This is a genomic window from Roseibium sediminis (assembly GCF_008711325.1).
Classification (GTDB): Bacteria; Pseudomonadota; Alphaproteobacteria; order Rhizobiales; family Stappiaceae; genus Roseibium; species Roseibium sediminis.
Map to the genome: position 1 here is coordinate 34,317 of NZ_VXDB01000021.1, position 15,347 is coordinate 49,663.

The window sequence follows — 15,347 nt, forward strand, 5'->3', positions numbered from 1 at the left end:
GCGGGCATTATCGTATTAACTGGCAGCTTCGGGTTGAACAAACCGGAGCTGCCTTTTTCATTTTGACCGCTTTCCAGCTAGCGTGAACGAAAACACGCAGGGGCGGAGGAGCGCCCCTGCGGTCTGATTGCCACCGTCCATGATTGAAACGGTTCGCGCACAAGCGATCTCTCGAGACCGCTTCTTCGGCTTTACTTCACCAGTTCCCGGATCAGTTTCTTGCCAAGATTGATGGCAATCGGGGCTGCTGCTGAGGCAAGGGCCCCCCAGAACGCCGGAGCGACAGAGCTGTCAATGGCAGAGGTGAGACGGTCATCACGATTGATGGACGGGGCTTGATAAGGAAGTTTCATTTTCTTCACTCCTGAAAAATGTTCGATTGGAAATGTTTGGTGGTGTGGATCAGAGGCCATCGATTGCGGACATCGCAAAGTCCTTGGCAGCGTCCTTGGCGTGCGGCGCGAGGTACTTGACCACAGAACGCAGGCCACCTGTCACGTCCTCCCAGTCGAGGCCGAACAGGGCAGGGTCGACACCCTGTTGGATCGCGGAATTCAGTCGATTGGCTCGATCAATCGAGGGGGCTTGATATGGCAGTTTCATAAAATTCTCCTTTCGTGGAAATAGACGGGCCTTGGCCCTGACGGCACGATCAAATTGTGCCGGTTATGTGCCGCATGAGGAGCTTTCCGATGCGGCGCATCTCGTGAATGGATCAAAATGCACGCCAGCTGCGCAGCGGACCGAAGGTCACTGGCATCATGCCAGTCACGTCGATCGTGTAGCGGTAGATCATGCGGGCTTCCTGATCGCGCTTGAATGGATTGAAGAATTCGCAAACGATGTCCCAACAATCCGTCCCGGGTCGGCTTACCGGACTTCGCTGGACATTGATGGTGTTCAGCTCAAGCTTTTTCTCAAAGGCATCCGTGAAAATCTCACCGGCCACATGAGCATTGGTCGCCGCAAAATTCATGGCTCTATGCTGTGGCTCTGCGCCCCGGTTTCTCAGTTCGTAGTAGATGCGTTCGAGGAAGTTTTTCAGGCGATCGACCTCTTCCTTCTTCGCGTCTGCCTTGAGAACAGCCTTGGCCAGAGCGTGCGGATTCCAGGAGAACATGCCGCGCAGGATGGGCGAGACAACCGGAACAATCTGACCGTTGTAGAGCCGCGTTTCGCCGACGATATTCCCGGCAATCGACACCCGATCGATCTTGTCTTCAGATTCGGCCCCCGCAGCGCATTTCGAAATGAGGTCTGCTGTTTGCGCCTTGGGCTTGGTCAGCTCCTTCACGTCGATACCGGTTTGCTGAATGAGAAACTCGATCATTCGGCCGAACTGCTGAACGGCAAACTGGTTCTGCGGGCGGATGACATAGATCGGAATGCCATCAACCTTCAGGGTCCACTCCAGAGCGGTTGCGGAGTCGAGATACGGTGTTTCTCCATCTTCGACGAAGGTCAGGAACCGGGCCATTGCGATCTCGTTTTCCGGGATCAGTGGCTTCAGGTGCGGGTGGCGTTCCCCAAGCGAATACATCGCCTGCTGGAAGTAGTCGCGGTTGGTCTCGTTGGTGAAGTCGTAACCGAGTGTCCCGATGGCGAAGACCTTGTTATCACCCATCAAATTGGATCCGGTATGCTGGGGACGGATCGTGTCAGGCTGGGTATGCAGGAAATTGCTGGGTGCGCTGTCACGGATGTCGGCATGGCTGCGGGGCGCGGCAGGTACCGGGTTGAATTCGGCTACTGCTTGGGGCTCGTGGCCTGCTTCCATCGGCACGATATCTGTCGAGGATCCAACTGGCTGCGGAAGCGATGCCGGTTCGATGGTGGCCTCAACGGCGGCGGGGGAGGTATCAATCTCTGACATCAAATTTGTCCTTTCTGAAATGAAATTTTGAGGAGCCACTTGTGGTGCCAGGTGCGGGCGAAGGTTCTGGTGAAGAAGCACCAGATCCAGGCGCCTTACAGCTGTAGGCTTGTGATCTCCCGAGTGGCTCAAATCACAGGGGACACAAGAACGCGACAGAAGCTCGTGCAGGTCGCGAATGGGGAAATCCGGCAGGATCTGACGTATCAGGGCGCAGACACCACTGACCATAGGGGCGGCAAAGCTGCTGCCTGAGATCCTGGCCTCGCCACCGTTGGCGTGAACCCGAATGTCCACGCCGGGGGCCAGTATCATCTTCGACATGAGCCCCGGTCCGGTGTTGTTGAAGCAGGCAGGGTGGCCTTCGATATCATGTGCGCCGACAGCAATCACGCCGTGCAGATTGGCCGGTACGGTGTCGACAGAAAGGGCATCGTTTCCGACTGCTGCAACGACGGCGATGTTGTTGTTTTCGCAGTGCTCTACGGCTTCGCGAAGCTCGTCGGTCGGATGCCCTGTATTGGTCAGGTTGGCTCCACTGATATTGATGATGCTTGCGCCCGCCTCACAGGCAGCGCGGATGGCACGGGCGAGTGTGAGCTGCGAACACCCCCTCAAATGACCGTTGGCATCTTCTTCGAACACTGGAAACTGAAGGCCTTCGGCCTGTGGGGCGATGCCTGTATCCCGGCCCAGAATAATGCTTGCAACCGCGGTTCCGTGAAGGGTCTTGCCACTGGTTGAGGTGCTCGCGATCTTCTGGCTGCTCAAGCTGGGATTTTCAGCATCAAAGTTGCCGTCAAGAACGGCGACCTTAACTGCGGGTCCGCGCCTGGCCATTTCCTGCAGGGCGCGAAGCGTCTGGAATTGATCTTTCAAGACATACATGTACAGCTCCCGAATGTGTCGGGTTAGGGACCGGTTGAGGCAGCCGGTGGAGAAATGAATGATGGTTCAGGTGATGCGGTTGCGGCCTTCAGGCCGCAACCGCCGGTAAAAATGCCTTTTGTTTCAAATGTATTTCAAACTATGGTTCCTGCTTTTCAGGGCAGGCGGACTTAAAAAGGTGATCACTGGGATCAAATTCACCGCCGGATAAAAATCCTCCCGATCGGCGGGTCTGGGCAGGGACTGTTTCGATCTCTTGCCTTGACCTGAAGACAGATTAGCAACGCAGCGGAATGAGGCGGAGTGAAATGCGTGTGAATTGGACTGGTCTTTGCCGTGAGGATTAAATTCACGGGCAAAAAAGAGCCCGCGAGGAATTCGCGGGCAGGAGGAATTTTGTGTAAGTGATTGAATATAATATTTTATTTGTTTCGCTCTCTATCTGGTGACAGGTGGAGCTGTCAGTTCACCAACACACGCCTTGTGCTGCGCGCGAGCGTCCAGACTGTTTTCTTCTGAAACGGGAAAGGCGAGCCGGGTCACGAACCCTTCCAGGAGGTGATTGCCCAGAGCCGCATTCTGAACCATAAGCCGTGCAACAGAGGGAGCGGCTCCACTGGTGCCAATCAGTCGGCTACGTGAGCCTGTTGTTGTGCCGATGGAAGGAATGCCGGGCCTGATACTGCTCTGGTCCGACACGGCTGAGACATCAGGTTGCACACCCCACGGTGACACCGTGCCATCTTCGGAGATCCGCAGTCCTCCTGCGCCCGAATATCTGGAAGGACGTGAGGTGTTTTCCTGATAGCCTGCGACACGGGTAACCTTGCGTGCGGTCGCAACCGCATTGGTTGCCCCAAATCCCGAAACTGTTGGCAGGGATTGCCCGTATCGTTGATGCGGTGCCTTTGGGGAATGCGCTTGCTGTGTGTTCGAAAGGTCAATCAGATAGCTCTGGCGGCCATGTGTTTTCAGGTCGCTTGGGTCATCGTCTCTCTGAAGCCAGACAAGAATATCATCCTCGGCTGACAGCGAATTTGAGCCTGCATGTCGTTTCAAGGTAATCGTCCATGTGCCAGATGGGGACTTGCGACCGAGACCGTTGCGGTAAACCGTTGGGATAAGGGCAATCATGACCCGCCACCGGTTTCCCCGGTGTTGATCCACAGAGAGTTGGCCGATCACCTGATCATTGATTTTGATCTCTGCGAAGCGCCGAGGATCGCCATCATCACCACCCGATAGCTCCGGATCGGGCGAAATCGAGATGGAGTTTGTCGAAAGGGCTGGCGACCCGAAAGGGGCGGAGAGTTCCAGCTCGTAACCAATCGGATCGAAACCCTCCGGAAGCCAGAGTTCCAGATAACTGGAAGTTCTGTCATCCGGCTGCAAATGCCATCCGAGGCTGATCTGTTCTTGTGTAAAGTCCGCTTCCCGAAAACGGGCATGCATCCGTGATTGAAAATTATTGCCGGTCGGCATGACGATATGGCTGATCGGCTGGAGAATTTGACGTTCTTCAAGCAATTCCTCCATCGCCAGTTCCATTTCCGTCTGGCCATCATGCCGACCGGCGCTCCAGCCATAGGAAAAGTTCACGATCAGTGGCAATTCACCTGTTCCGAAATGCTCGGCGATCCGTCTGGCGCGCTCGAAAATGTAATGGATTGCCGAGAGCATATACATTTCCTTGCCGAAACCTGATGTGTCCCAGGCAATTGTGTTGGGCAATTGCACAGCGATGATCTGAATATCATCCCCCAGGCTCTCACCCAGAAACCGCGAATTGTTGCCTGCTGCCAGTCCCAGAACATGGGCCCCATGAGTTGCATGCCTTGTCAGATGATTGCCAAGTTCGTCCATATTCGGCGCCGTTGCCTTGGCATTCCGGTAAAGGTGGCGTTCATTGTTCGGAAAACGGGCTATCAGCTCGTCAATCTCCCCGTTTACAAACTCCCGACCGAAAGGAACGGCGGCTGTTGGCTGGGAGTGTCCCGATTGGAGCCAGCAGTGGCTGATACGCGTTTTGCCGTCAGTTCCCAAAAAGCTGCTGTGCGCAAAGGGAAGACCATCATCGATGACACCAATTATGGATTTTGGCTGTGTAGCCGGCTGAACCCAACCCTCCGGTTGCTCACCTTCCCGGTAGTCATTGACCCAAGCATCTGGAGAAACTGGGAAATTGACCCTGAACCGCGGAGACAGGGGGGAATTTGCACTGCGTGCCTTGGTCCTCACCGTTCCCAACAGCCGCGCCACGGTCGTATCTTGCTGCACCTGCCGTCTTGGGTCGTTCATTTGCCGGTCATGAAAGGCAAATGGCGTGACATTTCGTGTTTTGCCGGATGGGTTCCAGAGTGGCGGCAAGCGCACTTCCATATCAGATGTGCTTTCAGGTTTGCCGCGACCTTCCATGAGGGCCGTGTAGTATCCAGAAGGACCCTTTGCAATGGCTGGAAAGGCAAATGGTCGACCGAGCTCTTCGGTAAAGACCCACCGCTCATAGGGACCGGCATAGCGCTCAATCCGCTCTTCAGGTTCTCGTTTCATGAACATGGCAGGCCTCAGACGTTCTGTGTTTCGTTGAGGGCCCGTTCCCAGATCCAGCTAAAATGTGAACTGGAGGACAGCTGGAATTCGCCGCAGACATGAACGCCCATGGTCGTGCTGTTGTGTGTGAAATCGAAATCGTTGAAATCCTGATGCTCAGGAACATAGCGCAATTCCTGCACGGCCACGCCCGTATGTCCTGCAAGGTTCAAAATCACCTTGCCGATGGCGGTTCCAAGACATGCACCTGCCCAGCTGTCTATCGGGTAGTGCACGCCCGCGACAGTGCGGTTGACTGCAATCCGCTCGGCCAGGCCGCGCAGCATCGGCAACCGCTTGTCCAGGTCTTTAAAGCTTTGCCATTTGGCAACCAGACCTTCCATGACGGTGAGCACCGCGTAGGCTTCGGTTGCATGCGCGGACGGGAAGCTGCCATGTCCCGGCGTGGGGATCATGGGAAGTATCCTCCCGTCGAGCTGGTCCGGACGGCGAACTGCAAGTGCGTGCTTGACGATCATTGCCATGTGCGCGGCCATGACCTGGGTTGCGGTGATCAGCTCAAATGTATTTTTGTGCTGGGCCACATGCATGCCGAGGATCATCGCAAAATACTCGGTTGGAAAACCTAATTGGGAGATGATTTCGGCTGAACGGTCAGCTCTCAAATCCGCATAGTCCATGACATGGGAGCATTGCTGCGCGAGCAACGTGTCGGATGGTCGAACGAGCTCGATGAGGTCGTTGCCGGCAAAGGATAACTTGACCGTCTGCTCCGTACGCGTTTGTGCCGCGCTGAAGTCGACTTTTGACAGGAATTCACAGAGATAAAGGGACCCGCGCACCCACGCGGCCCACCGGCTGTTGTTTGAGGCTGTGTTGAAGCCAAGAGGCGTTCCGGCTGAAGTTTCTCCCTGTCCGGCCAAATGAAGCAATCCTTCGGCCGTGGTCTGAAGACCCAGCGTTGTGGTTGATGAATACCCCCCAGGATCCTCGGCTCCAAGGAATGAGCCGATCCCGGTCATGCCGCCGATTCCACCGATCCCACCGATGCCGCCTATACCTCCAATTCCTCCTATCCCGCCGATGCCGCCAATACCACCGATCCCGCCAAGCTGTGCCATGTCTCAAATCCTTGTTTTGCGTCTATCTAATTCCCGAAGCTGCCATTGCGCTGATCGCGCGACGGCCCAGTTTCTCCTTTGAAACAGGATGGCTTCGCTCGTAATGCTGCAGGTTGTAGGATGGCCAGATAGCCAAAAGGTCCTGAGCTGCAGCGCATGCTTCCTCGTGCCGATCCAGGAAATGAAGTGCCGTGATTTTTGCACGGTGGGTCGACAGGTGCCGGTCGTTTGCGGTCAAGGACCGCTCAGCGAAGGCTAGGGCATTCTCAAAATCGTCAGCCGCGATATAGGCCGTACTCGCAAGGCTGTCGTAGTAATAGGAAAAGGGATCAATAGGTGACAGTTTCCGGGCCTGCATGTTCGAGGATACTGCCGTTTCGCCATCATCCATGAAGGCTTTCAAGGAGCCCCGCAGCAACCAGGCGAGGCTTTCGTTCGGGTTGACCTCTAGAGCCGCATCAAACCGCTTTCCTGCCAGATCGAAATCATGAGCCAGATTGTTGCTTGCGAAACCGTCGATCGTCAGGCTGAGGCTGGATTCCGGATCAATGTCCAAAGCGCGCGCCGTGCAGTCTATCGCCAGCTGCGTGTCCCGCTTCTGATCCATTGAATAGCCCTTCATGACGTTCAGGACGTACCACTTGCCAAGCCAGGCATGGGTTTCGGCGAAGTTCGGCAGCCGCGCTGTCGCCTCGCGGAGGTAGTCGCGGGATTTCAGAAAGTCACGCATGGTGACGCGATGCATCAGTCCGACACCCGAGATCAGGAGGTTCTGATCCGCGATTTCTTTCATGGGGCTGGAGCGGCTGGAATTGATGGCAGAGTCCGCAATCGACTTCGCGATCGAGCGAGCAATGTGCTCGATCTCCGCCGCCGCATCATCCAGTTGCACCAGATCGGAGATATGCAGTGTCCTGTTCCAGATGATCTGGCCGCTATCTGCTTCGATAAAATCAATGTCGCAGATGATCTCGGTTCCGGATCGGCGTAAGAAACCGGTTGTCAGATAGTCCACGCTGAGCGTTTGTCTGACTTCAGTTACCAATGTGGTTTTTTGAGCCATCGCGCGTCCGGAAAGATGCGATATGACGTTCAAGAACCGGGATCTGGACAAGACCCGGCACGCCTGTTCGCCGATCCAGTCACCCAATGCGGCAAGCACGGGGTCATCGCCCAGTTGCTTTAAGGGAAGCATGGTTATGCAGGGGCGGGGGCGGCGAAAGGTGCCGGGCAGGGTGGTCCTGTAGAGGGCCTCGATCTGGCTGGGATTGTCGCGGATCGTTTCCACCCAGTTTAGGTATTCCTTCTCTGCGACGTTCAGGTCTTCAAGAAATGGGCCTGCATTGATGTCGCCGACGAACCGCACGTGCTCGAAATCTAGTTCCACATCGGTGTTGGTGGTGTGAAAAAGAACGTCGAACGCGTCTCCCATCAGCTTGCGGAGATCAGCCAGAGCCCGGCGCAGGTTTTGATGCCCGCTGTCATATCCCGAATATCCCCAAAGTGTGTTCTGCAGGAAAGTGCGGGTGCGTCTGCCCATCGGTGCTGTCGCCAAAATTGCGATCAATGCACGATGTTTTGCCCCCCGAATTTCAAGGGTTTCTGCAGCCTTCAGTCGGACCACACATGTGCCGAAAAGAGATATTTCCAGAATGACTGACATAACTCGGTTCCTCAGGAATACTACTAACACCCTATCCTAAGGGAAGCTATTGGTCTCACAGTATATTCACGGAGGTTCACGCTTATGGATTGGTATCCTTAAGAAGTAAAAGAGTTAAGAGGGTTGTGAATCGATGGAAGATGAAACTCGTGTTGCTGATCTTGTGGAGTATTTTCAGGCTTGGCCTAGTGAAAGGGAGAGGGTTCTCTCTATAATTGCAAGCGGAAAGCTTAATAATCTTGAGTGTAAGAGTATTGAGAGTATGATTTTTATCATTGACCGCATCGGCCCTCAGGATTTGGCTCCGCCCGAAGATGCGTGATCAAATCTGCTTTTGGCCAAAGAACGGTCCGGAAATACCTTTGTGCTTGGCGGCTTGGTGCGGAAATTCTATACAGGATTCCTGATCGTTCATGAGGCGTTCGGTTGGCTCGGCTTTGCCGGGCCCAAGTGGCGAAGGAGATTTGAGTGCGCGCGTTTCTTCCCTTTGATCTCGACAAAATCGAACCGGAACGGGACGCCCCGGCACCCGAGAAGGTCATTTCCGGCGAGCCTCAATTCACGACATGGTTGGCAGAAACCACTGACAACGAGACCCTTTTTTCCGGGGTCTGGGAATCCACTCCCGGTGCGTGGCGCATTTCCTACGATGAATGGGAATTTTGTTCGATTCTCTCCGGGAGATCGCGCCTGACCGACAAGGACGGTGTGACCCGTGAAATCCGGCCGGGCGACAGTTTTGTCCTGCAGCCCGGCTTTTCCGGCGTTTGGGAAGTTCTTGAGACCACCCGGAAACTGTTCGTTATTCGCCTGCCTGCCTGACGACCCGCCCGGATACGTCTTCGAATTCCGGAATTTTTGACGTCTGGCCGCCAGTGATGTGTTGCAGCATCGGCGCAATGTTCGGGTGGTTGAAAGAGAAGTTCCGCTTCTGAAGTTTGGCGGGAAGGACCCGTTGGCCACCGAGCATGGTTTCTTGCCCCATTTGCCCAAGGAGGGCTTTAAGGGCGGCTGCCGGTATTCTTATCAGCGCAGGGCGATGCAAGGCCTTCGCCAGAGCGCGGGTGAATTCCTCATTGCGAACAGGGTTTGGGGCAACAGCATTCACGGGGCCGCTCAAGGTATCGTCGACCATTGCGCGGGCAATGACCCGGATGAGGTCGTCGAGTTCGATCCAGGACATCCATTGCTTCCCGCTTCCCAGCTGCGCTCCACCGCCAAATTCGACCGGGGTGAGAAGGCGGGATAACAAGCCTCCATCTATTCCCATGACAAGTCCAATTCTCAAGAGCACCACGCGGACACCTGTAGCCGAGATGGGCGCTGCGGCGTTTTCCCATCGGTCGCAGACGTCATGAACGAAGGCCGGTTTGCTGCCGGACCATTCGGTCAGGGTTTCATCCTCACGAAGGCCGTACCAGCCGATTGCCGAACCGCTGATCACACAGGCGGGTTTGGTCCGAAGCCGGTCAATCAAGGCGGCCACAGCTCTTGTTGTGTCCTCGCGAGAGACGATGATGCGGGCCTTCTTTCGGCTTGTCCAAAGTCCGTTTGCAATCGGTTCGCCGGCAAGGTTCACGATGATGTCCAGGTGTTCATCGTCGTGGATCTGATCCAGTGACGTGATGATCCGCACGGGATGTCTGAGGTTTTCCGCATGTCGGACATTGCGTGTCACGACCGTGACGATGTGGCCACCCAGTACCAGAGCCTCCACCAGCCGGTTGCCGATAAATCCCGTGCCGCCGGTGACGAGAACATGTTGTCTTTCAGGCAGTTCGGTCACAAGTTTGGCCGCGTCACCGCGATTTAACGTCAGCCGTTCGCTGCGGGTTGCGGCCAGAAGGTCACGGATGCCGAAGAGAACAACCCCGAGGGCTGCGATCGTCGACATGATACTGGCCCAGCCATAGTTTGCGGGGACAAGAGCGGTTGGAAGATGAGCCCAGCTCCAAAGAATGGGAGCTGCCAAGATCAGGATTGCACCGTAGTTCAGTGTCAGAAGCGTATGGTTGATCCGCTCCGTCCAGGGAAGCTTTCGCGTCAGGTCTTCCTCCACGAAATCCCAAAGCGTGACAATGACTTCCGTTGCAAGGATCAGGCTAAGCGCGATTGCAAAGGCCCCTTGGGGTTCGCACCACCCAAAGGCGAAAAAGATAATCGCGTAGAAGAGGTTTCGCACGCCGTGAAGTGTGAGCTCGGTCTTTTGCGATGCCCGCCACGCCAGACGTTCGGTGCCTTCATGATGGAAGACGGTATCAAATCCGCCCATGACGATTTGAATGGCGACCAGTGTCCATAACAAGGGATTGTCCATGATCAGTCCTCGCTGTCTTGAAAGACGGCGTCCTGATGGATCAGTTCGCCGAGCAATCGGTTCTTGAGTGTGAGGGAAAAGAGAAATCGGCCCTGCCCAAGGTCCCGGTGGAGAATGGTCAGGTCTCCCGGAGCCAGCCATGCGGGAAACCGCAGGCGATAGGGCCCCACTTGCAGGAAATAATGCGCACTTTGAAAGCTCAGCCCATCAGGGAGGGCGCAGACCTTCAACGCCATGCCGATGCCAGCGCCAACATACTCTTCAATGCCTGTTGGTCCTGCAAAGCGCTTGGAGCTGTGAACGACCTGCGGAAAGCCGCTGGCCCGACCGTATTGCCGGATCCAGAATTGACCCTTTTCAGCTCCATCTTCCGTCACGGATACAATCGCCGCCTGACCAACTGAAGACAGATCATACGGCAGTGGGCCTCCGATGATCCGTGCCAGATAGGCGAGGGTTCGCCCGACGATGCTCAGGCGCATGGCGACCACAGTGCCCCGATAGACAACGGATTCACCAAGCCCGAGATGGCGGCCGAACCGTCGGCGAACGGCATCGGGTAACTGCTTCCAGACAGAAAGCCCCAACAGGTCGCGAAACCGGGGATCTTCTGACACGCCGAATTTGCGGCCTGCGGCTGCGCATTGGTTGAGTTGGGTCATTTTATACACCAGTTACCGATTGATCGGAAATTTCTGTATAAACAGAAATATAGGATCAAAATTTTTTCGCTATTCGGGTGGCTTTCCGCCGATCTTGAGGAGCGAGAGAACCTTGTCGCCCATCTTCATGAGCATCGAGAGTTTGGATTTCGGCACGCTGAGCATCTGTTCAGACCAGCGGTCCGCGGTGGTGAGAAACTCATGCATGTTCTGCATCCGCTCCAGAACCACCGGATCCTGCTGCGGCTCAGTTCTCGCCTGTGTGACACACAGGTTGATCGCGCGGATCGCCGGATCGATCTCCCGCTCCTTGCGCCCTTTGGTAATCAGGAGGGCCATTTCCCAAACGTCGGTTTCGGCGACAAAGTGCTCACGCCTGTCTCCGGCAACCGGGACCCGCTGGATCAAGCGCCAACCAACCAATTCCTTCAGGGAATTGGACACATTCGAGCGCGCGATTCCCAGTTCATCGGAAATCTGTTCCGCATTCATCGGCACGGAGCTCAGATACAGGAGAGCATGTATCTGGGCAACGGAGCGGTTGACGCCCCATTGGCTGCCCATGTCCCCCCAATAGAGGATGAACTGTTTGCGGGCTGTTGCTGCATCTTTGTCGGTAATTTCTGTCATGACAGAAATTTGGGATAATTGCGTGCGTTTGTCAAGCTCGCTTCGAACCCCGGAGCTCAGGTCAGTTCAAGCATCACATTTTCGCGGAATGCCGGACGCACGGTAAGGCGATGATACCAGGCCGCCAGATGTGGAAGGTCCCGGCGCTCGAATGTCATCGAGTGCCAGCGATAGGCGGAGCACCCGAGCGGTATGTCAGCCATCGAGATCCTGTCACCAAGCAGGTACGTGCGACCTTTCAGATGTGCATCCAGCAGCGTCCAGTAGACCTCTGACGTGTTGATGCTTCCATGCAGGGCGGCAAGATCACGGCTGTCCGGGGCTATTCTGATCAACTGCCAGAACAGCGTGGTCATGGGCGGGTGGAGCTGGGCGATGTACCAGTCCATCCATTGGTTCGCGAGCGCGCGCAATTGCGGCGTATCGGGAAGCCAGTCGTCCTTGCCATACTTGTCGCACAGATACCGAACGATCGAGTTGGACTCCCAAAGGACAAAATCGCCATCTTCGAGCGTTGGAATCCGACCGTTCGGGTTTTTGGAGAGGTAGTCGTCGGTGTCGGTGCCACCAAAGGCGCCGCCAACATCTTCCTGCTGGATTTCGACCCCCAGTTCGGCAGCGCACCACATGACTTTTTGAACATTCACCGAGTTCAACCGGCCAAGTATCCTGATCACCAACTTCCCCCTTTATGAGCTGGTGTACGCACAACGCCTGCCAACGCAACCAAGTTGGATAGCGGAATTTCTATTTATAGTTGAGAATCTTAATGTAGCACCCATCCTCCCATCTGGCTAGCGAGCAGAATCGGCTGGATAGCTGTTGGGGGACGAAAGAACGCGATATCGTTGTGAACGATCGCGTCATATTGGCGGGCCGTGTCTGGTTCAGTTGTCCAGATGTAGCCCCTTGAACTCCTTGACGGTGCTGAGGCTGAGCAGCGTTTTCATCTGCGAGACCGAGGGGATCTGCGACAGACGATTGCGGTACAGATCCTCATAGGCGGCGGTGTTTCGCGTCACCAACCTGATCAGATAGTCGAACTCGCCCGAGATCAGATGGCATTCCAGCACCTCCGGCATCATCGAAATCGCGCGTTCGAACGCGGTGATGTCGTCTTTGCGCTGGCTGGTCAGTTTGACTTCGATGAAGACCTGAATTTCCAGATTGAGGGCACGCCGGTCCAGCCGAACCGTGTAGCCGGAAATGATGCCGTTTGACTCCAGCAGCTTGACCCGCCGATGGCATGCAGACAGCGACAGGCCAACCTGCTCCGAAAGCTTCGCCATCGAAATACGGCTGTCAATTTGCAACGCCTCAAGAATTTTGAGATCAAGGGTGTCCATGGGAAAATTTCCGAACTTTGCGTCATATTTCGATAAATATTCATAAATTATCCCATATGAGGCGAAATTAAGGAAGCTTTCTTCTTCGTTACATTGTAAGTTTCCTCTACGGCAAAATGCCGCATGACAGGGGAGTAAAAAATGTCAAAAAAGATAGCTGTCGGCTTCGATGGCAGCGAAAGTGCTGTGGGGGCGCTGGATTTCGCGGTTTCGATGGCCAAGGCGAGCGGGTCGGAGCTGGTGGTGGCTCACGTCCTTGAATGGTCACCTTATACCTTCCTGACACCGATAGAACTCGAAGAGCGCCACAAGCGCCGCAAGGAGGAACTGGAACGGGCTGAAAAGGCCATTTTGACACCGGCACTGGACAAGCTGGCGAAGAGCGGCGTGAAGGTCACCACTGCACTCAAGTATGGCCATATTGCTGAAACACTTATCCAGATTGCCGAAGAACATGGTGTCGACCAGATCGTCATCGGTCGTAACGGACATTCGCAATTGTCTTCGCGGTTGTTCGGATCCGTCGCGGGCAGCCTTGCCCAGGCGGCATCGGTCCCGGTCACCATTGTTCCCTAACGTTCCAGAAGCGAAACACATATGAAAAAATTCAACGCTGCAGCCCTGGCTGCAACGGCTACGCTGGTTGCTTCTGCGCCGGCGATGGCCAGCTCTATCGATGAAACCGTGAACGCATTGTTCGCCAGCTCCACTGGCTGGTTTGTCAATTTCATCTTCAGCCCGTTCCCGGGTACATCCTTCCCATGGATTGTTGCGTGGCTTGTTGTGGCTGCCACGGTTTTCACCCTCTATTTCGGCTTCATCCAGTTCCGGGCTTTCCCGCACTCTATCTCACTCGTGAAGGGCGATTATTCGGATCCGAATGACGCCGGTGAAGTCAGTCACTTTCAGGCCCTGGCAACGGCTCTGTCGGGCACCGTTGGCCTCGGCAACATTGCTGGCGTGGCCGTTGCTGTCGGCATTGGCGGACCGGGGGCAACTTTCTGGATGATCCTTGCCGGTCTCATGGGCATGGCCTCCAAGTTCACCGAATGTACGCTCGGCGTTAAGTACCGTAACGAATATGAAGACGGCACGGTTTCCGGCGGTCCGATGTACTACATCACCAAGGGCTTTGAAGAGCGTGGCATTCCGCTTGGCAAGCCGCTGGCGATCCTGTTCGCGATCTTCTGTATCCTTGGTGCCTTTGGTGGCGGCAACATGTTCCAGGCCAATCAGGCCCACGCCCAGATCGCAAACGTTGTTGGCGAATTCCCGGGCTGGATCACCGGTGTTGTCTTTGCGGTCATCGTCTTTGCCGTGATTGTCGGTGGTCTGAAGTCCATCGCCAGCGTGACCGAAAAGGTCGTTCCGTTCATGGGCGTCCTTTATGTCGTAACCGCTCTGATCATCATCCTGATGAATGCCGACAAGATCGGCTGGGCTTTCGGCCAGATCTTTGCAGGCGCTTTCACCGGACTTGGTGTTGCTGGTGGTCTCGTTGGTGCGCTGATCCAGGGCTTCAAGCGCGCAGCATTCTCCAACGAAGCCGGCGTCGGTTCCGCAGCGATCGCCCACTCGGCGGTCAAGACCAAAGAGCCGATCACTGAAGGTTTTGTGTCGCTGCTCGAGCCGTTCATCGACACGGTTGTCATCTGCACCATGACCGCTCTGGTCATCATCATCACCGGCCAGCTGGTCAGTGATCCGGAAACAGGCCTCTACCTGCTGAACGAAGGTGCTTCCACGATCCAGACCGTTGACGGCAACAGCGGCGTTGCGCTGACCTCTGCTGCGTTCTCGTCTGCCTTTGGCTGGTTCAAGTATGTTCTGGCAATCGCGGTGATCCTGTTCGCATTCTCCACGATGATCAGCTGGTCCTACTACGGCCTGAAGGCCTGGACCTTCCTGTTCGGCGAAGGCAAGACCACGGAACTGTCGTTCAAGGTCCTGTTCTGCGTGTTCGTGGTCATCGGCGCTGCCGCTAACCTCGGCCCGGTCATCGACTTCTCCGATGCCGCGATCTTCGCAATGGCGGTTGTCAACATCATCGCGCTCTACTTGCTGATGCCGGTCGTCAAGGCCGAGCTGGACAGCTACCTGAGCCGCCTGAAGTCTGGTGAGATCAAGAAGTTCCACTAAGCTTCATTGCTACTGAAAAGAGAGAGAGCTGCGCTTGCATGGCGCAGCCCTTTTTATTGGACCGGTTGTTCCGTTTGACCTGATCGCTCAGTATGAAGCAGCTAGAAGTAACTTTCCCACACGGTTTCCTTCATAAGACCTTTAGAGTTCATGACCCT

15 protein-coding genes are annotated in these 15,347 nt (G+C 55.5%); 4 read left to right on the top strand and 11 right to left on the bottom strand.

Annotation, left to right across the window (positions count from 1 at the left end; genetic code table 11):
• Positions 1-191: 191 nt before the first annotated feature.
• The 6 genes from F0155_RS23605 to F0155_RS18325 all read right to left on the bottom strand — a co-directional run bounded on the left by F0155_RS23605 (position 192) and on the right by F0155_RS18325 (position 8,095).
• Positions 192-353 (bottom strand): hypothetical protein, encoded by a 162-nt coding sequence (locus F0155_RS23605; protein WP_192913840.1) that lies wholly within the window; start codon positions 351-353, stop codon positions 192-194.
• Between the two features lie 49 nt (positions 354-402).
• Complete coding sequence (locus F0155_RS18305) at positions 403-603, bottom strand: hypothetical protein (protein WP_150526003.1); 201 nt, start codon at positions 601-603, stop codon at positions 403-405.
• A gap of 112 nt (positions 604-715) precedes the next feature.
• On the bottom strand, positions 716-2,761 hold the full coding sequence (locus F0155_RS18310; RefSeq protein WP_150526004.1) for a cyanobactin maturation protease PatG family protein: 2,046 nt from the start codon (positions 2,759-2,761) through the stop codon (positions 716-718).
• Positions 2,762-3,199: 438 nt separating this feature from the next.
• Entirely contained in the window at positions 3,200-5,317 is a 2,118-nt protein-coding gene (locus F0155_RS18315; protein WP_150526005.1) for a S8/S53 family peptidase, read from the bottom strand.
• A gap of 8 nt (positions 5,318-5,325) precedes the next feature.
• Entirely contained in the window at positions 5,326-6,432 is a 1,107-nt protein-coding gene (locus F0155_RS18320; protein WP_150526006.1) for a phosphatase PAP2 family protein, read from the bottom strand.
• A 22-nt stretch (positions 6,433-6,454) separates the two neighbouring features.
• Positions 6,455-8,095, bottom strand: a complete 1,641-nt coding sequence (locus tag F0155_RS18325) for a hypothetical protein (protein WP_150526007.1) — start codon at positions 8,093-8,095, stop codon at positions 6,455-6,457.
• A gap of 133 nt (positions 8,096-8,228) precedes the next feature.
• Here F0155_RS18325 and F0155_RS18330 point away from each other — a divergent pair, with 133 nt between their 5' ends.
• Entirely contained in the window at positions 8,229-8,417 is a 189-nt protein-coding gene (locus F0155_RS18330; RefSeq protein ID WP_150526008.1) for a hypothetical protein, read from the top strand.
• Between the two features lie 146 nt (positions 8,418-8,563).
• Entirely contained in the window at positions 8,564-8,917 is a 354-nt protein-coding gene (locus tag F0155_RS18335) for a cupin domain-containing protein (protein WP_150526009.1), read from the top strand.
• On the opposite strand, the gene F0155_RS18340 is transcribed toward F0155_RS18335, so the two are convergent.
• The 5 genes from F0155_RS18340 to F0155_RS18360 all read right to left on the bottom strand — a co-directional run bounded on the left by F0155_RS18340 (position 8,898) and on the right by F0155_RS18360 (position 13,050).
• On the bottom strand, positions 8,898-10,412 hold the full coding sequence (locus F0155_RS18340) for a TIGR01777 family oxidoreductase (RefSeq protein ID WP_208999358.1): 1,515 nt from the start codon (positions 10,410-10,412) through the stop codon (positions 8,898-8,900). The genes F0155_RS18335 and F0155_RS18340 overlap by 20 nt on opposite strands.
• 2 nt (positions 10,413-10,414) lie before the next feature.
• A complete protein-coding gene (locus F0155_RS18345; RefSeq protein WP_150526010.1) occupies positions 10,415-11,074 on the bottom strand; it encodes a DUF4166 domain-containing protein in 660 nt (219 codons plus the stop codon).
• Positions 11,075-11,143: 69 nt separating this feature from the next.
• Positions 11,144-11,704 carry a GbsR/MarR family transcriptional regulator gene (locus tag F0155_RS18350; protein ID WP_150526011.1) on the bottom strand — a complete coding sequence of 187 codons (561 nt, stop codon included), beginning with the start codon at positions 11,702-11,704 and terminating at the stop codon, positions 11,144-11,146.
• A 56-nt stretch (positions 11,705-11,760) separates the two neighbouring features.
• Positions 11,761-12,381: a glutathione S-transferase family protein gene (locus F0155_RS18355; protein WP_244303547.1), complete on the bottom strand. Its 621-nt coding sequence runs from the start codon at positions 12,379-12,381 to the stop codon at positions 11,761-11,763.
• 210 nt (positions 12,382-12,591) lie between these two features.
• On the bottom strand, positions 12,592-13,050 hold the full coding sequence (locus tag F0155_RS18360) for an Lrp/AsnC family transcriptional regulator (protein ID WP_150526012.1): 459 nt from the start codon (positions 13,048-13,050) through the stop codon (positions 12,592-12,594).
• A 141-nt stretch (positions 13,051-13,191) separates the two neighbouring features.
• Between F0155_RS18360 and F0155_RS18365 the strand changes: the two genes are divergently transcribed.
• Positions 13,192-13,626 (top strand): universal stress protein, encoded by a 435-nt coding sequence (locus F0155_RS18365; RefSeq protein ID WP_150526013.1) that lies wholly within the window; start codon positions 13,192-13,194, stop codon positions 13,624-13,626.
• Between the two features lie 21 nt (positions 13,627-13,647).
• Positions 13,648-15,189 (top strand): alanine/glycine:cation symporter family protein, encoded by a 1,542-nt coding sequence (locus tag F0155_RS18370; protein ID WP_150526014.1) that lies wholly within the window; start codon positions 13,648-13,650, stop codon positions 15,187-15,189.
• Positions 15,190-15,347: the final 158 nt, after the last annotated feature.